Source organism: Alloprevotella sp. oral taxon 473 str. F0040, assembly GCF_000318095.2.
GTDB lineage: Bacteria > Bacteroidota > Bacteroidia > Bacteroidales > Bacteroidaceae > Alloprevotella.
On the sequence record NZ_KB290717.1, the window covers coordinates 599,206 to 624,027 of the forward strand.

Sequence of the window (24,822 nt, forward strand, 5' to 3'; positions counted from 1 at the left end):
TGGGGTCGCGAGTTCGAGTCTCGTTTTCCGCTCATTTTTAAAGGCTATCCTTTTTGGATAGCCTTTTTTGTTTTAGTCATCACAACAGACTGATATGCCCTCCCCACCTTATTGCTCATAATTCAGTCACGCAGAACAAATGTGTACATGTTCTACTACATTTGTAAGGACACACGTATAGAGTATTTAAATACTTACATACAATCATCACTACCTCATCTCATTTGACATACATTCTATCACTTCTCTTTCATATACCTATTTTTTGCTAGTACAGATTACATTTTCGACCTAAAAACACGACATATCTCGAAAGAAGTTTGTATTTTTGGAGTCCAAACCTAAAGAAACAGAACAGATACTTCTCATCTAAAAACGATATAATAAGCAACAAAATATGGTTATCCACTTACAACTTGATTACCTCACACAATGGGGTGAGTACATTGCAGTTGAAATAGACGGCTATGCAAACAACCCTGTTGTCTTATCCACAGAAGATGGCCTACATTGGGAAACCACTGTTAAGCTCCCCCATAGACATGCAGGTCAATTAGTAACCTATCGCTACAGCGTTTGGCGCGGAGAACAGCGCATACGCCAGGAACGCGGAGCGCAACGTCATATCATTCATGCGCAAAGCCAAGTAGAGTCAGCCTACTTCGCCATAGATAACTGGCGCGATTTACCTCAGCATAATGCTCTTTTCTCTCTCGCTTTCTCTGGAGACTTTGGAGATGTGCATCCTGCCAGTGCCTCTTTAGCAAAATCAACCTACACTCTTCGCGTACTCTGCCCTACCCTACGCCAACAAGGGCTTAAACTTGCTATCGTTGGAGAAAGCAAAGCACTTGGTGCATGGAATCCGGCAGAAGCTATAATTTTCGAAGAAATTTCAGCCAATCATTGGCAACTCACTCTCGACACCAAACAACTAGAGCCATCAAGCGACTACAAGTTAGTAACTCTCAATAGCCAAGGTAAAGTAGTAGAATGGGAGGGAGGACAAAATCGTCAACTCATCATTCCCTCGCTTGATGAAGGTGTCCATTTCTTTGCCCCAGAAGTAGAGGTCTATTTTGCCAACATTCACCCACGTGTAGCGGGAACAGCTGTCCCCGTATTTTCACTTCGCAGTGAGGGCAGTCAAGGTGTTGGTGATTTTGGCGACCTCAAACACATGGTAGATTGGGCAGTAGCCACTAAGCAAAAGGCTCTCCAGATTCTTCCCATCAACGATACAACAATAACAGGTACCTGGGTAGACTCTTATCCCTACAACTCCATCTCCATCTACGCATTTCACCCTATGTATGTGGACTTGAGAGAAGTACCTAATCTGAAAAATGCTCAACAACAAGCACAGTTCGACAAGGAATTCCGTGAACTTAACGCGCTGCCACAGGTGGATTATGATCGCGTCAATAAATTAAAACGTGACTACCTGCTACTCTCGTTTAGAGAAAGTGGCAAACAACTACTCGAAAGTAAGGAGTTCAAGGCTTTCTTAGACAATAATTCTCATTGGCTTCGCCCCTATGCAGCCTTCTCCTACTTGCGTGATAAGTACGGCACACCAGACTTCAGCAAGTGGCCCGAACACTCCACCTACGACAAAACAGCCATTGAGAAACTCTGTGCCCAAGAAAGCAAAGCTTGGGAAGTGGTAGCCTACTACTATTACATTCAATATCTCCTTCACATCCAACTCCTTGCTGCAAGTGATTATGCTCGAAGCAAAGGAGTCATGTTCAAGGGTGACATCCCCATCGGCATTTCGCGCAACTCCGTAGAAGCTTGGATTGAGCCCTACTACTTCAACATGAACGGACAGGCAGGCGCACCACCCGATGCATTTTCTGCTAACGGTCAAAACTGGGGATTCCCAACCTACAATTGGGAGGTGATGAAACAAGACGGCTACCAATGGTGGAAGCGACGTTTTGCCAAAATGGCGGAATACTTCACAGCCTATCGCATCGACCACATCCTAGGCTTCTTCCGCATTTGGGAGATTCCAAGCCATAGTGTACAAGGACTGCTCGGACAGTTCTCACCTGCCCTTCCTATGTCTCCGGAGGAAATCGGAACTTTTGGACTCTACTTCCAAAAAGACTTCATGACCTCTCCTTTCATCTGCGAGGAAATCCTCTATCGCATATTCGGAGACCAGAACGAATGGGTTAAACAAACCTTCCTCGTTCATAGTCACTATGATGTTTGGTCACTCCGCCCTGAGTTTTCTACTCAGCGTGCAGTAGAGGCTTACTTCAACAAAGAAGGCAAGTCTATGCCTAATGCGGAAGCCCTGAAAAACGGAGTTTTCTCTCTCATCAACAATGTACTGTTCGTAGAGGATCACAAGCAACGTGGAATGTATCATCCACGTATTGCAGCACAACAATGTTTCATCTACGAGCGTCTGCAACAACATGAAAAAGATGCCTTCAACAGCTTGTACAATCATTACTTCTACGAGCGTCACAATCAGTTCTGGTACGACTGCGCGATGGAAAAACTTCCCGAACTTTGCGAAGCAGCTCCTATGCTTCCTTGTGGTGAAGACCTTGGCATGGTGCCCGACTGCGTGCCCTGGGTGATGAATGAACTTCAACTCCTTTCTTTAGAAATAGAACGCATGCCTAAAGATCCGAAACACGAATTCGGACATGTAGAATGGTACCCTGAGCGCTCTGTTTGCACAATCGGCACACATGACATGGCCACTTTCCGCGGATGGTGGCGTGAAGATTACAGCCAAACCTGCCGCTATTATTACGACACTCTTCACTTTGGAGGAGAAGTTCCGGGTGATGCTCCAGGATGGGTGTGTGAGGAAGTAGTGCGCCGCCACCTCAACTGCCCTTCCATGCTCACCATTTTAGCCTTGCAAGACTGGTTGGCTATCGATGAGCAGCTACGACACCCCGACATTGAATCAGAGCGCATCAATGTTCCTGCCAATCCACGTCACTATTGGCGTTATCGCATGCACTTAAGCATAGAAAGTCTACTTCAGCAGACCGCTTTCAATCAAAGAGTCACCGCTTTAGTAGAACAAAGCGGTCGCCAATAATTCAAGGTAACATCACACTGCGTTCACGCACAACAACCACTCGTCCCTCTTTGTAGTCCCTCTTTAGGCCAACTACAGAGAGGCATGAGTGAACTTATTCTGCGCACGCTCATATTCTCACATCATGAAACATCTCCCTCGCCTACCCTTTTCTCAGCTCTTTAACCTGAGCTTTGGATTCTTTGGCGTACAAATCGCATACGCCCTGCAGAGTGCCAACATCTCTCGTATATTTTCTACTCTTGGAGCAGACCCGCACGACCTTTCCTATTTTTGGATTTTGCCTCCCCTCATGGGCATTCTAGTGCAGCCCATCATCGGTGTTCTTTCAGACCGTACTTGGACTCGCTTCGGCCGCCGCATCCCTTATCTTTTTGTCGGAGCACTCATTGCCGTTTTGGTGATGTGTCTGCTTCCCAATGCTGGGAGCTTCGGCATGACAGTGGGAGTCGCCATGATTTTCGGCTTAGTCTCACTCATGTTCCTCGACACCAGCATCAATATTGCCATGCAACCTTTCAAAATGATGGTAGGCGATATGGTCAACGAAGAGCAAAAGACAACCGCTTACTCCATCCAGTCTTTCCTATGTAATGCTGGTAGCCTTGTGGGCTATCTTTTCCCAATCTTCCTCACTTGGCTCGCAGTCAGCAACACTGCCGAAAAAGGACAAGTCCCCGACACTGTGATCTATTCCTTCTATGGTGGAGCGGCAATCCTCATCCTCTGTGTTATATACACCACATTAAAGGTAAAAGAGTATCCCCCTCAACTCTATAATGAGTATCACAACATCACAGCAGAGAAGGTAGATGATCAGTCAAATGCATCTAAAAAATCACCCAATATTCTTCATCTACTGATAGATGCCCCCTCGACTTTCTGGACTGTCGGCCTTGTTCAGTTCTTTTGTTGGGCAGCCTTTATGTTCATGTGGACTTACACCACTGGCTCTATTGCAGCCCATGTGTTTGACGCGCCCACAGTAGTAAAAGGTAGCTCGGTTGTACTTGATACCACGAGCCATGCCTACAATGAAGCAGGCAACTGGGTAGGCGTTCTTTTTGCAGTGCAAGCCATTGGTTCCGTGTTATGGGCTACAGTGATTCCACTCTTCAAAAATCAGAAGTTCATCTATGCCCTCAGCCTCCTGCTAGGTGCTGTGGGTTTTGCCTCCATCTATCTCATTCATGACCAATATCTACTTTTCATTAGCTTTGCCTTGATTGGTTGCGCTTGGTCAGCAATGTTGGCACTTCCTTTCACCATTCTCACCAACTCATTGAAGGGAGGCCACATGGGTACATATCTTGGATTGTTCAATGGCACCATCTGTCTTCCTCAAATCGTAGCAGCTGTCCTCGGAGGTTTAGTGCTCAAGCTCTTCACTATCCCTGGTCATTTAGCTCCAGAAGTCTGGATGCTCGTTGTCGCTGGTGCCCTACTTGTCGTTGGAGCTTTATGTGTCAGCTTCATAAAACTTCGAGATTAGTCTCTCTTTTACATGCTTATACATGCCTCACGTTTTTACGTGAGGCATTTTTTGCCTTTTATCAATACATTTATAAACTACACGAGCAGCGTAAACAAAGTACTTTTGTAATATTTCATTTTACAATCTTATCTTTCTTCACACTCTAAGCAGTAAAAAGTGCTTCATACTGCCGACTTCTTCGTTATTTTTCGGTGAAAAACCGACTTATCTCCCACGTTTTTATTGTACCTTTGCTAAGTAAAACTAGAGGTATGTCACACAACCAATTTCTACAGGTAGTGAAGATAGAACAACATCCTTTATAATTTATATCAATACAGAACATTTCTTTTCTTTCTTAATTTCATCCAATCATTTTCTATCGCTACAACAACAGCAATAATACTTCTTTCTCAATGAAAAAAATAGCTTACCTTCTGCTGAGCCTCACACTTGTTGCGTGCTCTAGCAAAAAACAACAAGGAATGCCTCCATCCAGCAATGAATTTGCAGTAGAAACAATTGCTCCACAAACAGCTGATCTCAATACAACCTATCCCGCTATCATTCGTGGTGTGCAAGATGTTGAAATCCGCTCAAAAGTATCGGGCAATATTGTGAAACAATTTGTAGATGAAGGTGACTTTGTAAAAGCAGGGCAACCCTTATTTCAAATTGACCCTACACAGTATCGTAGTGCAGTAGAACAAGCACGTGCAGCAGTTAACGTGGCCAAGGCTTCCATTGCAACACAAGAACTCACGGTGCAAAATAAGCGTATGCTCCGTGAACGCGACATTGTGTCACAATATGACTTAAATGTAGCAGAAAACCAACTTGCTACAATGCGTGCCCAACTAGGACAAGCAAAAGCTTCATTAGCAGCGGCAACTGACCAATTGAACTTCTGCACCATTCGTGCCACAAGCTCTGGTGTGATTGGTAGCATCCCCTATCGTCTTGGAACCCTTGTTAGTCCTTCTAGCCTGGAGCCTCTCACTGTCGTTTCCAACCTTAGCACTATGTATGCCTACTTCTCACTTACCGAGAAGCAATTACTCGAAATGACCCGCACCAGTGGTGGTAGTGCAGCAGCTGTGAAGGAATTGCCCGAAGTAAGCCTCATTCTTGCAGACGGCACAACCTATGATCAAAAGGGAAAAGTAAGCAGTCTTTCTGGAGTACTGGATGTGGCTACAGGAAGTGTAAAAATGCGCGCCACCTTTGCAAATCCCCAAAGCATCCTTCGCTCTGGTGCCACAGGCCAGATTTCATTCCCTGTTCAGCGCACAAATGCTATTCTTGTCCCTCAAAAGGCTACTTATGAGATTCAAGACAAGAAATTTGTCTATGTTGTGGGTAAAGGTAACAAAGTGAAGGCTACTGAAATTGAAGTACTTCCCCAAAACAATGGTCAATACTATGTAGTGACCCAAGGTTTGAACATCGGTGATAAAATCGTTGTCGAAGGTGTTAATAAGTTGAGCAACGATATGGAAATTAAGCCTATCACTCCTCAACAAAGCGAAGCACAACAAAAGAAATCCCAACAACACATGGCAGAAAAGAAAATGCCAGGTCAATAATTCACGACTAGGCATTAGACTTCACGCGCCTCATGGTGCAGCGAGCATAAAGCACAGCACCAGTTGTCGCCGCACAGTCTTACTCTCTTTTCTATAACAGCCTAACATTCATAGCACATTCATGAAACTCGATCTATTTATCAACAGACCGGTGCTATCGACGGTGATTTCCATCTTCATCGTCATCTTGGGTACTATGGGCTTGATGCAAATCCCCATCACTCAATACCCAGACATCGCCCCTCCCACAGTGCAGGTTTGGACTAGCTACATGGGAGCAAATGCCCAAACGGTGCTAAACTCTGTGATTGCTCCACTTGAAGAGCAAATCAATGGTGTAGAAAACATGGACTACATGTCTTCTTCTGCCACCAACACGGGACAAGCCTCTATTCAAATCACCTTTAAGATGGGAACTGACCCAGATATGGCCGCGATTAACGTACAAAACCGCGTAGCCAAAGCTACTGGTCTACTCCCAGCAGAAGTGACGCAAGTGGGCGTTATTACCCAAAAACGCCAGAGTTCTATGCTCATGGTTTTCTCACTCGTCGACACTGAAGATCGCTATACCTCTGACTTCTTGGAAAACTATGCCAAGATTAACCTCATTCCTCAAGTGCAACGCGTATCTGGTGTAGGTGATGCTCAGGTATTTGCGGGTTCTTATGCCATGCGCATTTGGCTCGATCCCGAAAAAATGGCTTCTTATGGTCTTGTCCCCTCTGACGTATCGGGAGTTTTGGCAGAACAAAACATCGAAGCTGCCCCTGGTAATATCGGTGAACGCGAAAACCAAACTTTCCAATACACCCTCCGCTATCGAGGTCGCCTTCAGGAAGTCGCTCAATTTGAAGACATCGTCATCAAATCCAATGCCAATGGCAACCTCATCCGCTTGAAAGACATCGCTCGTGTCGAACTCGGCAGTGAATCCTACTCCTTTGGTAGCCGCACCAACGGACATAAGTCTGTAGGGTGCATGATATCTCAGATTGCAGGTTCCAACGCAACACAGATTATTCAAGACATCGAAAAGACTCTTGAAGAAAGCAAGGCCTCCATGCCCGCAGGATTGGAAATTAGTATTGCTCAGAATGTCAACGACTTCCTCTTTGCCTCCATTCACGAAGTTGTGAAGACTCTTATCGAAGCCTTCGTCCTCGTGTTCTTGGTTGTTTTCATCTTCCTCCAAGATTTCCGTTCGACGCTCATCCCCACCATTGCCATTCCAGTGGCATTGATTGGCACCTTCCTGGTGCTCAACCTCATAGGATTCTCCCTCAACCTTCTCACCCTTTCTGCTCTCGTGCTTGCCATCGCCATTGTGGTCGATGATGCCATTGTGGTGGTGGAAGGTGTACACGCTAAGCTCGACATGGGTTATACGTCTGCACGCAAGGCTTCCCTCGATGCCATGGGCGAACTCGGTGGTGCTATCATTTCTATCACTCTTGTCATGATGGCTGTGTTCGTACCTGTATCGTTCATGGGTGGCACTAGTGGTACATTCTATCGCCAGTTTGGTATCACCATGGCAGTCGCTATCGGTTTCTCAGCTTTGAACGCTTTGACCCTCTCTCCTGCTCTTTGCGCCATCTTCCTCAAAGCTCATGGCGACGAACGCAGTCTTGGCGAACGCGTGCAAATAGCTCAAAAGGAAGCTTTGGAGCAGATGAAACAAAAGTATGCAGTTAAAAGTAGAAAGTTTGGTCTAGCCCTTCCTCCCTGGCTCACTCTCCTTCTGCTCGTTGTCACCATTGTCATGATGGTGGTTGGTCTTTTCACCTTTGAAAATGTCATCGTGAGCATCATCGCATGGGCAGTAGCCATCGTGGCTGTATTAGGCTTATTCTCAGATCGCTTCATCACAGCTTTCAACAATTGGTATGAAAACATACTCGAGCGCTACAAGAAAGGCGTAGGGCACTTTGTGAAACGTCCTTGGCTCTCTATGGGATTGGTTGTTACCTCCATTCTCAGCTTATTCTGGATGATGCAAGTCACCCCCACTACCCTCGTACCCACAGAAGACACGGGTACCCTCATGGGTATGGTGTCTATGCCTCCTGGTACATCTCAAGACCGCACGGATGAAGTGCTCCAACAAGTAGAGAAAATGGTAATGGCATCACCTTTGGTGAAAAATACCATGGTGATTTCTGGTTTCTCCATGATGGGCGGCCAAGGTTCTTCTTATGGTTCATTCTTCATTAAGCTCAAACCTTGGGAAGAGCGCAACGCCATCACCGAAAGTGCGCGCATGGTCTTCATTAACCTGTTGCTTGAATCACAAAAATCCTTTAAGGATGCGCAAGTGTTCTTCTTCCAGCCTCCGATGATCATGGGCTACGGCATGACCAATGGTTTTACCCTTAACCTCCAAGACCGCACGGGTGGTGAACTCTCCAAGTTCAAGGAAGTTGCCACAGACTTCATAGCAGAATTGTCTAAGCGCCCTGAAATTCAAACTGCTCAGACGACCTTCGACACGAAGTTCCCTCAATACATCATCGACATTGATGCCGCACAGTGTAAGCGAGCTGGTATCTCACCTCGCGACATTCTTTACACGTTACAAGGATATTTCGGTGGATTATATTCTTCCAACTTCAATCGCTTTGGTAAGATTTATCGTGTTATCGTTCAAGCGGAATTTAGCGCACGCTCCAACATTGAATCACTCAATAACATCAAAGTGCGCAATGCACGTGGTGAAATGGCTCCTATCACGCAGTTCATGACACTGACCCCAACAGAAGGCCCAGACAACATCAACCGCTTCAACATGTTTACCTCGATTTCTATCAATGGTAACCCTGCGGATGGCTACACCTCTGGCCAAGCCATCCAAGCTGTAGAAGAAGTAGCAAAAGAAAGTCTACCTGTGGGCTACACCTATGAATATTCGGGTCTCACCCGTGAGGAACAATCTTCAGGGGGCAGCACAACAGCCATCGTGTTTGGGCTTTGCTTCCTTTTCATCTACCTCCTCCTAGCTGCACAATACGAGAGCTATCTATTGCCTCTTGCTGTGTTACTCTCCGTGCCCTTCGGTTTGCTCGGTTCTTTCCTCTTCATTCAGGGTATCGGAAGTTTGAGTCTCCTCCCTGGCATGGCAGGACAAATTATGGGAGCTGTATTTGGTGAAGCCCAAAACAATATCTATGTACAGATTGCACTTATCATGCTCATCGGTCTTTTGGCGAAGAATGCCATCCTCATTGTCGAGTTTGCGCTAGACCGTCGCAAGATGGGCATGAGCATCACCGCCGCTTCTCTCCATGGTGCCGCTGCCCGTCTTCGTCCCATCTTGATGACCTCGCTCGCCATGATTATCGGTCTGCTCCCCATGATGTTCGCCTTCGGTGTCGGTGCCTATGGTAACCGCTCATTAGGAACAACCGCCATCGGTGGTATGTTGATAGGTATGATTTGTCAAATCTTCGTAGTACCTGCTCTCTTCCGAATCTTCCAAGGATTGCAAGAGCGCATCAAACCCATGGACTTCTCAGATCTCCACAACGAAGAGGCTGAGGCTGATATCGAACAATATGCAAAATAAGGAGAGACTTTACTCAAATCTCTCATCTTGATTCTAATCTTTGGGGAGCGCAGTGCACTCCACTACGCTCCCCACAATAGAACCGATCAAAGATGAAAGACTTGATTCTATTAAGTAGCTCCACTCAACACGATATTTTCATGAAATCATTTCTATATATTGCCGCTGCTGCCGCACTACTCACGAGCTGCAACACCTTGTTTGGCAAATACGAGCGCGACACCGCGCACACAGAAGCCTTTGTGAAGCAGCTCTATCGCGACACCGCAAAGGCTGATGGTGCACTTGCAACTGCCGACACAAGTTCGTTTGGCAATCTCCCTTGGCGCGAAGTTTTCACCGACGCACAACTCCAGAAGCTCATTGCCACTGCGTTGGAGCGAAACACCGACATTCGCAAGGCAGACCTCACCATCAAACAAGCTGAAATAGGGCTTCGACTCAACAAATTAGCTTATCTTCCCCAAATAGCCTTTTCTCCCTCTGGCACTGTATCTAAGGTGTTCATGGACGGTATGACCACTAACGAGAGTTATGCTTTTCCCGTGCAAGCCTCATGGCAAATTGATGCTTTCGGTAAGCTATACAATGCTAAAAAGCAAGGAGAACTCTCTGTGATGCAGGCTAAAGCAGCACGCCAAGCCATTCAGACTGCTATCGTTGCTGGTGTGGCTAATCTCTATTTTAGTCTCCAAATGCTCGATGAACAGCTAGCGACCACTGAGGCTACTTTGAAACTCTGGCACAAGAACATCGAGGCGATGGAAGCCATGAAGGAAGCAGGTTACACCAACTCTGCAGCCATTGCAAGTGCCAAAGCTCAAGTGCTACAAATCGAAGCTACGGTGCCCACACTTACTGACAATATTCGCCAAGTTGAAAACTCCCTCTGTGTGCTGCTTCACGAAGCTCCGCACAGTATCCAACTTAGTGCCTTCAGCGCACAAGACTTCCCCACCGCTTTCTCTGCAGGACTTCCCTTATCACTCTTAACAAGTCGTCCAGACGTGGCGATTGCAGAAGCCAAACTTGCAAATGCTTTCTACGGCATCCAGTCGGCACGAGGGTCTTTCTTCCCCCAACTCACCATTACAGGACAAGGTAGCTTCACAGATGCTCTTGGAGCTATGGTGGTCAACCCTGGTAAGTTCATCGCGTCTGGCATAGCTTCTCTCACCCAACCTCTCTTTGCACAAGGCAAATTGAAAGGTGCACTCGAAGTAGCAAAGTTGCAACAAGAATCTGCGCAACTCGACTTTGAGAAAACCCTACTTACCGCGGGACACGAAGTGAGCAATGCGCTTAGTAAATACCACACTGCTAGCCTTGCCACAGACATTGCGAAAATGCGTCTGACAGAACTCCAGAAAGCCAATGATGACACGGAATTTCTCTTCCGCAATGGAAATACGACAACCTATCTCGAAACGTTGACGGCGCAGATGAACCTCCTCAATGGTCGCCTTTCGCTCATCAACAATCGTTTTGAAAAGGTACAAGCAGCCATCAAGCTCTACCAAGCACTTGGTGGTGGTAGAATGTAATAACCTCTCACAAAGATAACACCATGATCAGTCCACTTGCCTACGTTGATCCGAATGCTCGTATCGGAGATAATGTAGAAATTATGCCATTCGCCTACATCGAGGGCGATGTCGCCATCGGCGACAACTGTGTGATTATGCCGCACGTGTCTATCCTCAATGGTACAACTATTGGCAATAACAACACGATTCACCAAAACACTGTGATTTGTGCGAAACCGCAGTCTTTCCACTATGAAGAAGGCGAACAACCTCACGTCGTGATTGGTGACCACAATGTGATTCGTGAAAACGTACTCATTGCTGGTAGCAATAAATCCGTAGATGCCACACGCATCGGCAGCCACAACCACCTCATGAACAAGGTGCATATCTGTCATGACGTGCAGATTGGTGACTACTGTGTCTTGGGTATTTCAGCTAGCGTCGCTGGGGCATGTCAAATTGGGGATTATGCTATCTTATCTTCTTCCACCATCGTGCAACGCAAGGTACGTGTCGGTAAGTTTGCCCTCTTGCAGAGCGGCACTCGTGTGCAAAAAGACGTGATGCCTTATGCCATCTTTGGGGGCAACCCTCCTGCCTATCGAGGGGTAAACACCAAAGTCATTGAGTATTTCCATCCCACAGTGAGCGATCGTGTGCTGCGCCATCTCGCCAATGCGTTCCGCTTAATCACTGCAGGCAACTTCTCCTTGGAAGATGCAGTCATCAAGATTCACGAACAAATCGAGATGAGCGATGAAATCAAAACACTCACTGACTTCATCAACTCTGCTTCTCGTGGCCTCATCCGCTACGTAGAAGAAGAACTCTAAGATTTTCCTCCTGGGAAGTGGTGTTGAAACCAGAATCATACAGCACCTCAGCTCGGGCTTACTATTCTCGCACGGCACGGTTCTTTTTGAATTGTGCCGTGTTTTTTCTATCGGGCTTCCCCCCTATCTCAGGCAATTTCTTCACACTTACTCAGCAATGTCTTTATAATTCACCTTTTGTTGCTAGACATTCCGCAGTCCTTCATGCTTGACTCTCCATCATGGCGAGTAGCTGCTTCGTCCATCATGTTTCAACTCATGTCCCCTTCTTCGTTGTTGCTCCCTATATATAACTGGATAGAAATGAGGCGAAAGTGAGAAAATTCAACTTAAAAGATGTTACTCGAAACTTTTATTAGAAAAATCAGCAAAAATCTACGATAAAGTTTACATTTCTAAAGATTATGTTGGGAAGTAGTCCTAAGTGCACAAGATGATTGGATTTTTCAGTTTTCTCGCGCGTGCGTTATGCGCGCGCATCCCTAGCAATTTTACTCTTTTTGCTTTCACAACCTTCACGCCTTGTGGGAACACTGAAAAGTCTTATTGATGAACCTTCTTTTAGATTAAAGAAGAACACCGTTCCTAATACCGCAGTAATCTACTAACTACTAAACTATTACAAGAGATTTTGTGAAGGTTGTGAAAGCAAAAAGTGCAAATTCCCTGTAATGCGCGCGTACACGCGCGCGTGAGAGGAAGAAAACAATCAAAAAAGAGACTTGATTGCAGCCACTATTTAAGCCTTTCAAAAGAAAGTGCCTCTTAAAATTTAATATAGGATTCTCTAATAGCAGATGCCTGAGATGCTGACTGGCGTAAACATGATAACGCTCTCCAAGTTTTCTCAATGATTCTCCGAGATTCTTTGAGAAATCTCCTACTTATCACCAAAAATCTCGGAGAGAATTTAGAACTTCTCCGAAATAATCTTTTAGACTTCAAAGATGAGGTATGAAATGAAAACGCGACTTTTCTTCCCAATTGAAGAAAAATCGCGTAAAATAAAATTCTGAGGTTGCTTTATAGCAGCAATCATGTGATGAGACTTAGAAATCACCCAAAAAGGTACTAGGAACGCTAATGTTGCAGCTCACTATTTAAGAGGTCTCGCATGAAAATAGCAAGCTGTGGAGTGAACCCAACTGGTTCTAAGGATTCTAAAGCATCGGCAAAAAAATCTTCATGCACAAACTTAAGCTGCTCTTGTTCGAGATATGCCATATACAAACGAGTAGCCATCGCATAATCTCCTGCTAATAAAGCACTATGAGCTGCATGCTTCAAGACATCAGTGTGCTCAGGTGCCCTATCTAGCAATGTGCCGAAATGTTGGTGAGCTTCTTCTATACGTCCCATCAAAAGATAGCATTGGGCTTTCAAGAGAAGAGCATCAAAATCGTGAGGTTTATGATAGAGTATCTTGTGCAGCTGGTCGAGAGCATCGCTATAAAGTTGAAGTTCTAGGAAGCGTTGTGCCAAAGACTCTGCTATTTCGAGATTGTCGGGATGTAGTTGCTCCAGACGAATCCAAGAAACTAAGGCATCCTCGGGACGATGTAGCGCATCATAACAATGAGAAAGTAATCGTAGGAGACTCTCATCTTCTTCTGCTTCTGCCAATTGCTCTAACAGATCAACAGCCTCAGCATAGTGCCCCGTGGCATGATAGCACTGAGCCAAACGCAAACGAACATCTCGATGCTCTCGGGGTAGATGTTGAAAAAAAGACAACGCATGAGGATAATCTTTTATGGCGAAACAAAGCTGTCCCAGCGCGGCTAGTATTTGCTCATCTTTAAAAGCGTTGCGGAACAAGGGCGATTCGCGAAGCATGAGATTATCTCGGTAGGGATTCTCTCCCTCATTTCTATTGGTGAAAAGATGGAAGAAGCGGTAAGTGTCGTGAATGTAGGCGTTATAGGTTAGCTTTAGAATACGAGACTCTTTATTCTCTTCTGAGAGAATATCAGAAACGTCACTATGCTCATGCTCACGGCGCATGGCTTTAAGCAACTCTGCATCTTCTTCGGTTAGCTCTAAAGAAATAACTTTGGGCTCTTCTGAGGATTCGGATGTAGCTATCTCAGGCTGCTCACTTAGACCTTTCTGCATCTGTTCCATAAACCGCTTGCGGGCAAGATTCATTTCTGCCATAAGATAGAGATCGGTGGTGCCAAAAGCTCGATGCTCCATATCGGAAGGGGGAGCATCTACTGCAACGAGATGCTGAAGTTCAGGGCGATGCACAGAGAAAGGAATGAACCAGTTGGCTGCTTCTCTGAAAAACGCGTAGCGACGGTGCATTATCTTGAATCCACTAAAAGCAATGTCAATGCCCGCCAGACCATCTACAAATCGTTCTGCAACAAAATTAGCCATTTCTCGCAAGAAAGTCTGTTTGCTTTGAGGCTCAGAGAGCTCAGAAACTTGTGCGAAACGTTCCATCAATCTGGAACCTTCATAAACAGTATCTCGCGATTGAGCAGAAGCCAACAGGGTAGATTGTATCATGCGCAAATCGTCATGCCAAGTTGTGCTATTCATCCATGTCTTCCAGGATTTAGCTAGATGAGGAAACAATGAAAAAGATGCTTCATGATGGATGCCAATATACACTAATCCTACCCCAAGGCGAACACGCAACAACGGAGAGAGTACTTTGTCGGTTTGTCGCAACAACCACGCGCACTGCGTGGAATCAAAAACAGCCAACAGACTTAAGGTAACAGCGGAGAGAACTGTGGCACGAGTGTCTTCACTTCGATTGGGATGCTGCATGAGTTCTTCCGCAGCTTCCACCACTTCTGCTGTCCAGGGTGCAGCACAATATAATCTATCAAAAAGAACATGCTCATCCATTTCATAACGCAGCACATCCTCCAGAGGTTGCTGCACACGCTGGTCAGCATACTTCTGCCACAACTTGGCACGATACTGCTGAGTATGCTCCATCGTAAAACCATGATGTAACGAAAGACCAAGTTGATAGGTGCGATGCAAAAGTGACGCGTTGCGCTCTTGACATACAGAGCTTTCAGCCCCTTGTTGGAAATCTCGAAGTAAAAGCTGATACTCAGCTAAAATGCTCTCATGTTCTTGGCGATCTCTCCTGTTTCCGACCCAGGATAATTGACCTTGCAACGCACGAAGGGCATCAAGCAAATGACGGCCGCGGATGGCTTTCATATAATCATCGCGAAGAGTGAGATAAGCAGTGGTGTCCATGGGAAAACGAGGGGGCGAAATATGGGCTAATCTAAATGAAGAAAATCTTTACGAAGAAGAGAAGACTACCTAAGATGCGGAAAAATGAAATACAAGGAAATAGCTCAGGATGTATGTACTGATTACTTTGCAGATTTTACCTCAAGATAATGAGGCAAACGCACTTGTCTGATTTGCTCTGGCGTAAGTTTGTAGGTGCGCATAAGCACACTATCCAAAACAGCACCTGGATGTTGGTGGATGCGCTGAATGGCTACATTGTACACACGTTGCAATAACTGAGCTTGCTTAATTTTTCGCTTATCATCCTGAGCTTTTGCACTGAGATAGAGGGCATGTTGATGGTAGGAAGGCGCAAGAGTGGCTAGAACACGCTGTCCATTGATTTTAGCTCGAAGGGCAAAGGGCTGTGGCAATACTGCAGCATCAATTTGCTCATTGTCGAGCATTTGTTGGCGGATGCGATAATCGTTGATTTGAGGACGGAGCATATCATCAAACTTCCAACGCAGACTGTCGCGCAAGTGGGCTGTATATTGATCCGAACTGCTATAGCGTGCAATGGCGATGGTGCGCTGTTTGAGCTGTTTCAACTCTGTGATGCGATAACGTCCTCCAACCAAAAGCTGCCACTCACCTTGCAGCGGCATCCAAGCCACGTAACCACGCATCTTGCCTTGTTTAGCATAATGCTGCTGCCGCACAACATCGGTGACTCCGGCATCGACACTCCCACGCAATAGAGCGGTGTCGGCATCAAACTGAGATTGATACGTTTTGATGCGGAGAGGCAGCGACAAAGAGTCTGCAATCCCAGCAGCTTTGGCATAATAAAAGGGGACACTCTCGTAGGTGGGAAGGCAAGCAATAATGAGCGAGAGGCTGTCAGGCACTTCATGAGTACCATTGACTTCTGTATTCTCATCTTGATTCACTTTTCCACTACCACAACTTGTGGTAAAAATTCCTACAAATAGGGCTATGAAAAAGAGGAAGAGGGGAAGTTTTCGACTGTTCATAAGCAAAAAAAGTTATAGAGCAACGATGACGGTGCACCGCTGTCCCTATAACTTTATATTTATCTATTAGGTATTTGGCGATAGATTAGCCCTTGATGGCAGCTACACCGGGGAGTTCCTTACCTTCGATGGCTTCGAGCAAAGCACCGCCACCAGTAGAAATATAAGAAACTTGGTCAGCCATACCGAACTTGTTGATGCAAGCTACAGAGTCACCACCACCGATGAGAGAGAATGCACCGTTCTTAGTAGCTACAGCGATAGCATCAGCGATAGCACGTGAGCCACCAGTGAAGTTATCGAACTCAAACACACCAGCAGGACCGTTCCAGAGGATAGTCTTAGCGGGTTCGATAGCAGCAGCAAACAACTTGCGGCTTTCAGGACCTGCATCGAGACCTTCCCAACCTTCGGGGATGTTGCCAACGGGAACAACTTGCGTGTTGCAATCGTTCTTGAAGTCGTCACCAGCCACACAGTCAGTACCGAGCACGAGGTTCACACCCTTAGCTTTAGCCTTCTCGATGATAGAGAGAGCGAGGTCGAGCTTGTCTTCTTCGCAGAGAGAAACACCAATGTTACCACCAAGTGCACGAGCGAAGGTATAAGTCATACCACCGCAGAGGATGAGGTTGTCTACCTTATCCATAAGGTTTTCGATGATACCAATCTTGGTAGACACCTTAGAACCACCCATGATAGCAGTGAAGGGGTGTTCGATGTTAGTGAGGACATTGTCTACAGCCTTCACTTCCTTCTCCATGAGGTAGCCGAGCATCTTGTGGTCAGCATCGAAGTAGTCAGCGATAACAGCAGTAGAAGCGTGCTTGCGGTGTGCGGTACCAAAAGCATCCATGATGTAGTAGTCAGCATAGCTAGCAAGAGTCTTTGCAAACTCCTTTTGGCTTTCCTTCACTGCCTTCTTTGCAGCTTCGTAAGCAGGATCTTCCTTGTCAATACCTGCAGGCTTGCCTTCTTCTTCTGGATAGAAACGGAGGTTTTCAAGAAGAAGCACTTCACCGGGTTTGAGAGCGGCAGCAGCCTCTTGTGCCTTTGCGCAGTCAGGAGCGAAAGAAACAGGTGCATCGAGGGCAGCAGCTACTGCATCCTTAATTTGTCCCAATGAGAACTTGGGGTTTACCTTGCCTTTGGGCTTACCCATGTGGCTCATGATGATGAGAGCACCACCATCAGCAAGCACCTTCTTGAGGGTGGGCAACGCACCGCGGATGCGGGTGTCGTCGGTGATTTGGCCATTTTCATTGAGAGGCACGTTGAAGTCTACGCGAACGATGGCCTTCTTGCCTGCAAAGTTACAAGATTCGATAGTCATAATGATATGAGTATTGATAAGTTATTTGTTATTGTCGAAGATTCAAGTATCCTCTGAAGCTCTGCTTATCCACCTGTTTGATGATCTCTAGCAGAGAGGTTCAGAGAGGGGGTCGAATTGACAAGGCAAATTTACGAAAAACTTTGGGATACTCGCTGATTTATAGCAATTATTTTCTCCATACTCCTCTAAGCTGAGGACAAAGCTTCCTTTCAATTGAACGCTTCACGTAAGCCATGATTCTAAAACCTCCACCTTAAGGTAATTGCATCCCACTACAAGGCTACACTTTCTATGACTCCCGAAGCTACATACCAGAGATAGCCTTTTACCTTCTGCTTACCCATTTGCTTAAGGAGCTGACAATAGTGTCGCACTTGTTCGTGATAATCAGGACGAGAACGACCAAATTTATAATCCACCACAATGGCTTCATCACCACGTACCATAACGCGGTCGGGGCGTGGCACATGGACATTCCCTTGTTCATCACGCGTCAAAATTGTGCACTCTCGATAGAGTCGCCAGGAACCATCAAACCACTCCTTAGCAATCTCGTGCTGCATCGCGCTATGCAGTAGTTTGCGCAGTTCGTTTATTTCTTCTAGAGGTGCTATCTTCCCTTCTCTAATCGCAGATTGCAACACAACTTCCACATCAGCTTCGCTCTCAATCTCTTCCATCAAGTTGTGGAGCATCGTTCCTCTACGTTGAGCAGCTGCGCGTTTCTCTAGAAACTCCAAATCTTGTTCAGAAGTATTAGCCACGTTCTCAGCAGTTTCTTCTGAATACTCGGCCTGCACTGCCTCCATCAAAGCTGCATTATATAAACGCGCACTTTGCGACTGGCGAAACTTCACATTGTGGGTTGAAGTTTCCAGGCTAACTCTTTCGGTAATTGCATTGATTTTGAACGGATTCTTTGCCCTATCATCTTGACCATTGCATCCTTCAGAAGTCGCTGTACTTACATCAGCTGCGCTAACTCCTATAGCAGCTTCCGTTTGCAACAAAGTCTCTGCAGAGGTATCTTCACTCTTCACTGAACACTCAGCAATAGACGGTTGAGCTATTTCAAGAAGTATCTGATTATCATCTTCTTCTACGCGCACCTCTCCCTTGAACAATCAGTCCAACCCAGTTGAGTAATCGTTTCCTGCAAAGCGGGCACGATGCTTTTCTCATGATTTCTCGGCAATCTAGGTGCACAAATCACCAAATTTTGACGTGCACGGGTGAAAGCCACATAGAGCAAATTGAGATTTTCAATGCGCTGATTGCGCAATTCCAGCAGATATTCATCCTTATAGATACTGTTTTCTGCAACCGCACTCAATTTCACTGGCAACAGTGGAATCTCATTGAAGGGCACCTCCTGAGGACTTGTCCAAATCATCGACTGTTTTAGACCGCTACTCACCAGTTCCCAGTTGCAATAGGGAATAAACACGCTGTGGAAGTCCAGTCCCTTGGATTTGTGAATCGTCAGAATGCGCACGCCTTTCACCACTGAGGCTGGTACAGACTTTTTCCCTAGTGACTCCTCACAAACTTGAAGGAAACGTCCAATGTCAGGCACATTATCATCCAAGAATGCCACCACCATGTCCAGCAAACTATAAAGATAGCTCGCTTCTCCTGGTTGTTTATGGAGCTCTAAGTGGTGTATCAACTGCTGAATGAGATCGTAGAATGGCAGCATTTGATAAGACAACTTGCTCCATTCCTCCAAAAGTGCACTTACTTTTTCCTTACTCTCCTTAGGACAGTGTTTTAAGACATAACTCAAAGCCACCTCGTCGGTGCGATTGTGTATATATTGGAGAGCTTTGATAATGAGTTGCACACCTCGAGAAGCAGATAGCACGTAAGCCTCATCAGATACCAATTCGATGCGAACGAAGTCCTCATCATTGGCATGCTCCTTTTCATATTCAGCAAAATACTCGATGAGTTTTCCACTATCTTTATTGTTACGCACCAAAATTCCCATCTTGTCAAAGGGCACTCCGGCACGATACAAGCGCATGATTTGTTCTCGCAAATCATCTTCTGGCGAAAATTCTTCGGTTTCTCCCTCGTTCTCTTCGCTTGCTTCTATTGCATCCGCCTTGTTCTTAGCAGAAGCAGTCGTCTTCTCGGGCTTTTTCTCTATCAAGACACGCACAAAGCCGCCTTCGCGCACGGGATTTTGCTTCACCAAATCTTCTGCATAAAGCGACGTGAGCACACTACTCTCTCCTTCTGCTTCTCCCTCGCTAGAAACGGTAGCATCGGCTATCACTTGCGCCATCTTCACAAAGACAGCGTTATTGAAATTTACAATCTTCTCCCCACTTCGGAAATTAGAATCGAGAGTTTGAATGTCCGTGATTTCATCACCTTTGATATTCGCCAATCCCGACCAGTCTCCACCACGCCAGCGATAGATGCCTTGCTTCACATCGCCCACCAGCATACAACTATTACCATGTGCAATATTCTCCACAAAGAGATTGCGCAAATTGGTCCACTGCAGTTCGGAGGTGTCTTGGAATTCATCGATCATCACGTGGTTAAACTGCGTGCCAGCTCGTTCAAACACAAACGATGCCTCACTCTGTCCCACCATTTCGGCAAAAAGAATCGGAGTATAAGCCAAGAGGAAAGTGTCGTTCTCCGTATTGAGCTCTTGCACTGAAGCTGAGATGGCATCGAGTAATCGAAGTTCATTGAAGTGCTGAAGACTCAAATCGCACGAATTGATGGTAAAGTTGGCGTTGTCAATGGTAGTGAGCAACTGTTCTAAGTAATTGGAAACATCACTTGCCCAACTATCATATTTTCCTGTCTTCTTATCTGCGGCTTTGAGGGCTGTGCCACTATCACTCACAATCTTAAGCACTGTGTTGCTCGGATCCGTCTTAGAAAACTTATACTCCATCGCACGATGCAGATACTTTTCCACATCTCCACCGCGGCTGATTCTGCTATATCCTTCAGAACCAACAATATAATCTTCCACACTCTTCGCTGACTGCTGAATATCTGCCACACAGTTCTTTTTCAAAGCACGCAAAGTATCTCGATACCGATCGGCTAAGGCATTGTCAAGCGTGAAGTTTTGAAGTAAATATCGCTGTTTCACATAACTCTCTTTGGTCAGCTCTCTCGCCAAATTGGACAAAGAACCTTCCACACGCCAACTTTTCTCGCTTTCGTCTTCCAATCGTTGTTCGATATATTGCGAAACCCATTTTAATTCTTGCGAATCTGCTTCTAGACCTTGCAACATTTTATCCACTCCTCGCTGCAACAAATCGTCGTTATTGAGGTCTACTTTGAAAGTAGCGGTCAAACCTAGTTCATGTGCCAAATTGCTGAGCAACGATTGGAAGAATGAGTCGATGGTCGTGACATGAAACCGATCGTAGCCATGAAGAATCTGGCGCAATAAACTTCGTGCTATGAGCGAAATCTCACGATCACTTGCTGGCACCAACAACTTCTGGCGCACCACTTTCAAGAAATCTTGTTGATCATCCACGCAATGCGCTAGTTCGTAGAGATTTTCCAAGATACGCTCCTTCATCTCCGTGGTCGCCTTACGCGTGAAAGTTATCGCCAACTGATGACGATGCGGTTCGCGTGCTGTTTTGAAGTCATTCAGAAGATTGGCTATAAATTCCGCAGCAAGCGTATAGGTTTTTCCAGCACCAGCCGAAGCTTTGTACACGTGTATTAGTTTGGGAGTATTCATGGATGTCACTTAAGCAATTGATTTTCTATGACGACAAAGAGATGGTCACTACCAAGTCACCATCTCCAGACAAAGGATACAATCCTTACGCTAATTTCTATTATTCTATTTCCTATTTTTTGGCCTTTCCCAAACGATACACCTGAGTAGCCCCTTTAGCCACCAAACTATCGGCATCGAGTGTCATGATTTGCACTGTATCGGGAGTCGTGCCCACGTTGAGCAACAACTTACCATTGACAATTTTGAAATCATTCGTCAAAGCCTTCACTTCCGTCACGTTGATGGCACGATCAAGCGCTTCTCCGCCATCGGTGGTGGTCAAGGCAAACTCATCGCCTACACGCACATCACCATAGATTTCTGCTGCACCGCCATCTTGATGCGAACGCAACAATTCAAGTTCTTGACCAGAAGTCTGCTGCACAGCAAACGTGCTCATTCCAAAATCGTCTACCACCTTCCCATAAAGGGTGCTATCGACCTCGGCAGGAGCAGCCACAATCGTGGTGTCTGAGTCAGCAACCTTCTTCGACTTAAACCAATCGCACGAAGCAAACATAGTGAGCACGGCAGCCACCACGATAAAAAGTAATTTACGCATTGCGTTATCTTTTAGGAATTAGTAGCAGCGAATTTACATAAAAAAGGTCACCAGAACAAGCAAAGCAGAGGAAAATATCTCATCTAGAGCTAAATATCTCCCCTCATTCATTTAAATTCCAGAAATAATTGCTATATTTGCAGCGGTTTACGCTCTAAAAACACGTGAATCACCATTGACATGTCGGTCAATGTGGGTGCAGCCCCCGTTTCTCCAATATGGGACACCCACTTTGTGCGGGCTTTCGATGGCACATCATTTATTCATTTATTTATCTACAAACTTAACATTAATGGAGAATCTCAAAAACATTGCTCCTTTGGCCGATTTCGACTGGGACGCATTTGAAAACGGTAGCGTAGCTGGCGAAGCTAAGGAAACTCTCGTTGCTGCCTACGACCAAACTCTCAACAACGTTCACGAGCACGAAGTTGCAGAAGGTGAAGTTACTAACATCACCAAGCGTGAAGTTGTGGTGCGCATCGGTTCTAAGAGCGATGGTATCATCCCCGTAAGCGAATTCCGCTACAACCCCGATCTCAAGATTGGTGACACTGTAGAAGTTTACGTGGAAAGCCTCGAAGACAAGAAGGGTCAACTCGTACTCTCTCACAAGAAGGCTCGCGCTAGCAAGTCTTGGGAGCGTATCAACGAAGCCCTCGAGAACAAGGAAATCATCAAGGGTTTCATCAAGTGCCGCACCAAGGGTGGTATGATCGTAGACGTATTCGGTCTCGAAGCGTTCCTCCCCGGTTCACAAATCGACGTGAAGCCCATCCGCGACTACGATGTATTCGTTGGTAAGACTATGGAATTCCAAGTTGTCAAGATCAACCAAGAATACAAGAACGTTGTAGTTAGCCACAAGGCACTCATCGAAGCTGAACTCGAAGCTCAAAAGCAAGAGATCATCAGCAAGCTCGAAAAGGGTCAAGTGCTCGAAGGTACCGTTAAGAACATCACCAACTACGGTGTGTTCATCGACCTCGGTGGCGTTGACGGTCTCGTTCACATCACTGACCTCTCTTGGGGTCGCGTGAGCAATCCTCGCGAAGTGGTTCAAGACGACCAAAAGCTCAACGTGGTTATCCTCGACTTCGACGAAGAAAAGAAGCGCATCGCTCTTGGTATCAAGCAACTCACTCCTCACCCCTGGGATGCACTCGATGCAGACCTCAAGGTGGGCGACAAGGTTAAGGGTCGCGTAGTGGTGATGGCTGACTACGGTGCATTCGTTGAAATCGCACCTGGCGTTGAAGGCCTCATCCACGTTTCTGAAATGTCTTGGAGCCAACACCTCCGTTCTGCACAAGACTTCCTCAAGGTAGGTGACGAAATCGAAGCTGTGATCCTCACCCTCGATCGCACTGACCGCAAGATGTCTCTCGGCATCAAGCAACTCAAGGAAGATCCTTGGAAGGATATCGAAGTGAAGTACCCCGTTGGTTCTCAGCACACTGCTAAGGTGCGCAACTTCACTAACTTCGGTGTGTTCGTAGAGCTCGAAGAAGGTGTTGATGGTCTCATCCACATCTCTGACCTCTCTTGGACTAAGAAGGTGAAGCACCCCAGCGAGTTCACTCAAGTTGGTGCTCCTATCGAAGTTAAGGTGCTCGAGATCGACAAGGAAAACCGTCGTCTCAGCCTCGGTCACAAGCAACTCGAAGAAAATCCTTGGGATGTATTCGAAACTGTATTCACCGAAGGTAGCACTCACGAAGGTACTATCATCGAACTTCACGACAAGGGCGCTGTTGTTCAGCTCCAATACGGCGTTGAAGGCTTCGTAACTCCTAAGCACCTCGTGAAGGAAGATGGCAGCAAGGCTCAACTTAACGACAAGCTCAACTTCGTTGTGCTCGAGTTCAACAAGGACGGCAAGCGCATCCTCCTCTCTCACACTCGCACTTTCGACCAAAGCGTATCTGCAGAACGCAGCGAAAAGAAGACTCGCCGTGCTGCTGCTCCTCGCAAGGAAGAAAACGCTGCTAACATCCAAAACCAAGCTGCTTCTACTAGCCTTGGTGACATCGATGCTCTTGCAGCTCTTAAGGCTAAGATGGAAAAGGGTCAATAATCTCCCCTCTTTCTCTTCTCACCTAGCACCTACTCCACCTCGGAGTAGGTGCTTTTTTGTATCCCCCCAATCGCCAAAAGATCCTTACATTCTCAACAGGTTTTATTCGATTGTTGAGCAGGTTGTTTACCTTTGACTCGAAAGCGCAGAAAGCTACATCGAGAATAAACAACAAACAAGATGCCAACAAGAAAATGAAGGAGGATAGGAAGTTATCTTTTCAAATACGAGTCGTTCTATAACGCTCTAATCACCGATTGGGGATAATGGGCAATACTTCAATATGGGTTATATGCCCAATGACAGGTAGAGATAACATCTACCGCTAAATCGCTTTGATTTATAAGCGGTTTACAATGGTACACGGCTGAAAATGAACTGATTTGCATTTCTCCCTATGGATTATAGCCGAATTACAACCGCAGGTTAGTCGATCCTGTTTCGGCTATTCTCCATGTTCTTCCTTCTACTAGAAGTAAGCCTGAGTCCTTCATCTTAGAGAGCAGACGACTTAAATATCTTCTCTTTGAAGTGGCATTCATTGAATCAGGAAGATTCTTGTGTAAGGCTTCGTAAACATCTGCCAACTTAAACTCATCATTACCAGCAGCCCTTGCTAATTGCAGAATAGTTTGCTCAACCATCTAATGAAATCTCTTCAGACTCTAATGACCGATTTGGGTTAAAACAACATCCAGAGGAGAGAAATGTCGAGAATAATTCCTATATTTGTGACTTCGTAAGCTCCATTGTTCTTGT

General features: G+C 46.0%; 14 protein-coding genes and 1 tRNA gene (1 of these 15 only partly in view). 8 read left to right on the forward strand and 7 right to left on the reverse strand.

Features of this window, described 5'->3' with window-relative positions; genetic code table 11:
• From HMPREF9999_RS08095 to lpxA, 7 genes are all read left to right on the forward strand, one after another.
• Positions 1-32 (forward strand) — tRNA-OTHER (locus HMPREF9999_RS08095) (it extends 54 nt beyond the left edge of the window).
• A 365-nt stretch (positions 33-397) separates the two neighbouring features.
• On the forward strand, positions 398-3,076 hold the full coding sequence (locus HMPREF9999_RS08100; RefSeq protein ID WP_009752234.1) for a 4-alpha-glucanotransferase: 2,679 nt from the start codon (positions 398-400) through the stop codon (positions 3,074-3,076).
• A 124-nt stretch (positions 3,077-3,200) separates the two neighbouring features.
• Positions 3,201-4,568: an MFS transporter gene (locus HMPREF9999_RS08105; protein WP_009752235.1), complete on the forward strand. Its 1,368-nt coding sequence runs from the start codon at positions 3,201-3,203 to the stop codon at positions 4,566-4,568.
• 398 nt (positions 4,569-4,966) lie between these two features.
• A complete protein-coding gene (locus HMPREF9999_RS08110) occupies positions 4,967-6,136 on the forward strand; it encodes an efflux RND transporter periplasmic adaptor subunit (protein WP_009752236.1) in 1,170 nt (389 codons plus the stop codon).
• Positions 6,137-6,257: 121 nt separating this feature from the next.
• Positions 6,258-9,701, forward strand: coding sequence for an efflux RND transporter permease subunit (locus HMPREF9999_RS08115; protein ID WP_009752237.1), 3,444 nt, complete (start codon positions 6,258-6,260; stop codon positions 9,699-9,701).
• Between the two features lie 140 nt (positions 9,702-9,841).
• Positions 9,842-11,245, forward strand: a complete 1,404-nt coding sequence (locus HMPREF9999_RS08120; RefSeq protein ID WP_044063378.1) for a TolC family protein — start codon at positions 9,842-9,844, stop codon at positions 11,243-11,245.
• 23 nt (positions 11,246-11,268) lie between these two features.
• Positions 11,269-12,063: an acyl-ACP--UDP-N-acetylglucosamine O-acyltransferase gene (gene lpxA, locus HMPREF9999_RS08125; RefSeq protein ID WP_009752239.1), complete on the forward strand. Its 795-nt coding sequence runs from the start codon at positions 11,269-11,271 to the stop codon at positions 12,061-12,063.
• Positions 12,064-13,143: 1,080 nt separating this feature from the next.
• Here the strand turns inward: lpxA and HMPREF9999_RS08130 are convergent.
• The 6 genes from HMPREF9999_RS08130 to HMPREF9999_RS08155 form a co-directional block, all read right to left on the reverse strand.
• A complete protein-coding gene (locus HMPREF9999_RS08130) occupies positions 13,144-15,291 on the reverse strand; it encodes a tetratricopeptide repeat protein (RefSeq protein WP_009752242.1) in 2,148 nt (715 codons plus the stop codon).
• Positions 15,292-15,413: 122 nt separating this feature from the next.
• Positions 15,414-16,310, reverse strand: a complete 897-nt coding sequence (locus tag HMPREF9999_RS08135) for an ABC transporter substrate-binding protein (protein ID WP_009752243.1) — start codon at positions 16,308-16,310, stop codon at positions 15,414-15,416.
• Positions 16,311-16,395: 85 nt separating this feature from the next.
• Positions 16,396-17,643 carry a phosphoglycerate kinase gene (locus HMPREF9999_RS08140; protein ID WP_009752244.1) on the reverse strand — a complete coding sequence of 416 codons (1,248 nt, stop codon included), beginning with the start codon at positions 17,641-17,643 and terminating at the stop codon, positions 16,396-16,398.
• A 275-nt stretch (positions 17,644-17,918) separates the two neighbouring features.
• Positions 17,919-18,686 carry a PD-(D/E)XK nuclease family protein gene (locus HMPREF9999_RS08145; protein WP_157049640.1) on the reverse strand — a complete coding sequence of 256 codons (768 nt, stop codon included), beginning with the start codon at positions 18,684-18,686 and terminating at the stop codon, positions 17,919-17,921.
• 59 nt (positions 18,687-18,745) lie between these two features.
• Positions 18,746-21,382: a UvrD-helicase domain-containing protein gene (locus HMPREF9999_RS08150; RefSeq protein WP_009752246.1), complete on the reverse strand. Its 2,637-nt coding sequence runs from the start codon at positions 21,380-21,382 to the stop codon at positions 18,746-18,748.
• Between the two features lie 112 nt (positions 21,383-21,494).
• Positions 21,495-21,986: a hypothetical protein gene (locus HMPREF9999_RS08155; RefSeq protein WP_009752247.1), complete on the reverse strand. Its 492-nt coding sequence runs from the start codon at positions 21,984-21,986 to the stop codon at positions 21,495-21,497.
• Positions 21,987-22,278: 292 nt separating this feature from the next.
• On the opposite strand from HMPREF9999_RS08155, the gene rpsA reads away from it, so the two are divergent.
• A complete protein-coding gene (gene rpsA, locus HMPREF9999_RS08160) occupies positions 22,279-24,063 on the forward strand; it encodes a 30S ribosomal protein S1 (protein WP_009752249.1) in 1,785 nt (594 codons plus the stop codon).
• 413 nt (positions 24,064-24,476) lie between these two features.
• Here the strand turns inward: rpsA and HMPREF9999_RS08165 are convergent, their stop codons facing one another.
• On the reverse strand, positions 24,477-24,707 hold the full coding sequence (locus HMPREF9999_RS08165) for a hypothetical protein (protein WP_009752251.1): 231 nt from the start codon (positions 24,705-24,707) through the stop codon (positions 24,477-24,479).
• Between the last annotated feature and the right edge of the window lie 115 nt (positions 24,708-24,822).

What these genes read in the sequence shown, in the direction of transcription:
- HMPREF9999_RS08100 (WP_009752234.1), top strand. Translation starts at nt 398, where the DNA reads ATGGTTATCCACTTACAACTTGATTACCTCACACAATGGGGTGAGTAC.
- HMPREF9999_RS08105 (WP_009752235.1), top strand. Translation starts at nt 3,201, where the DNA reads ATGAAACATCTCCCTCGCCTACCCTTTTCTCAGCTCTTTAACCTGAGC.
- HMPREF9999_RS08110 (WP_009752236.1), top strand. Translation starts at nt 4,967, where the DNA reads ATGAAAAAAATAGCTTACCTTCTGCTGAGCCTCACACTTGTTGCGTGC.
- HMPREF9999_RS08115 (WP_009752237.1), top strand. Translation starts at nt 6,258, where the DNA reads ATGAAACTCGATCTATTTATCAACAGACCGGTGCTATCGACGGTGATT.
- HMPREF9999_RS08120 (WP_044063378.1), top strand. Translation starts at nt 9,842, where the DNA reads ATGAAATCATTTCTATATATTGCCGCTGCTGCCGCACTACTCACGAGC.
- lpxA (WP_009752239.1), top strand. Translation starts at nt 11,269, where the DNA reads ATGATCAGTCCACTTGCCTACGTTGATCCGAATGCTCGTATCGGAGAT.
- HMPREF9999_RS08130 (WP_009752242.1), bottom strand. Translation starts at nt 15,291, where the DNA reads ATGGACACCACTGCTTATCTCACTCTTCGCGATGATTATATGAAAGCC.
- HMPREF9999_RS08135 (WP_009752243.1), bottom strand. Translation starts at nt 16,310, where the DNA reads ATGAACAGTCGAAAACTTCCCCTCTTCCTCTTTTTCATAGCCCTATTT.
- HMPREF9999_RS08140 (WP_009752244.1), bottom strand. Translation starts at nt 17,643, where the DNA reads ATGACTATCGAATCTTGTAACTTTGCAGGCAAGAAGGCCATCGTTCGC.
- HMPREF9999_RS08150 (WP_009752246.1), bottom strand. Translation starts at nt 21,382, where the DNA reads ATGAATACTCCCAAACTAATACACGTGTACAAAGCTTCGGCTGGTGCT.
- HMPREF9999_RS08155 (WP_009752247.1), bottom strand. Translation starts at nt 21,986, where the DNA reads ATGCGTAAATTACTTTTTATCGTGGTGGCTGCCGTGCTCACTATGTTT.
- rpsA (WP_009752249.1), top strand. Translation starts at nt 22,279, where the DNA reads ATGGAGAATCTCAAAAACATTGCTCCTTTGGCCGATTTCGACTGGGAC.
- HMPREF9999_RS08165 (WP_009752251.1), bottom strand. Translation starts at nt 24,707, where the DNA reads ATGGTTGAGCAAACTATTCTGCAATTAGCAAGGGCTGCTGGTAATGAT.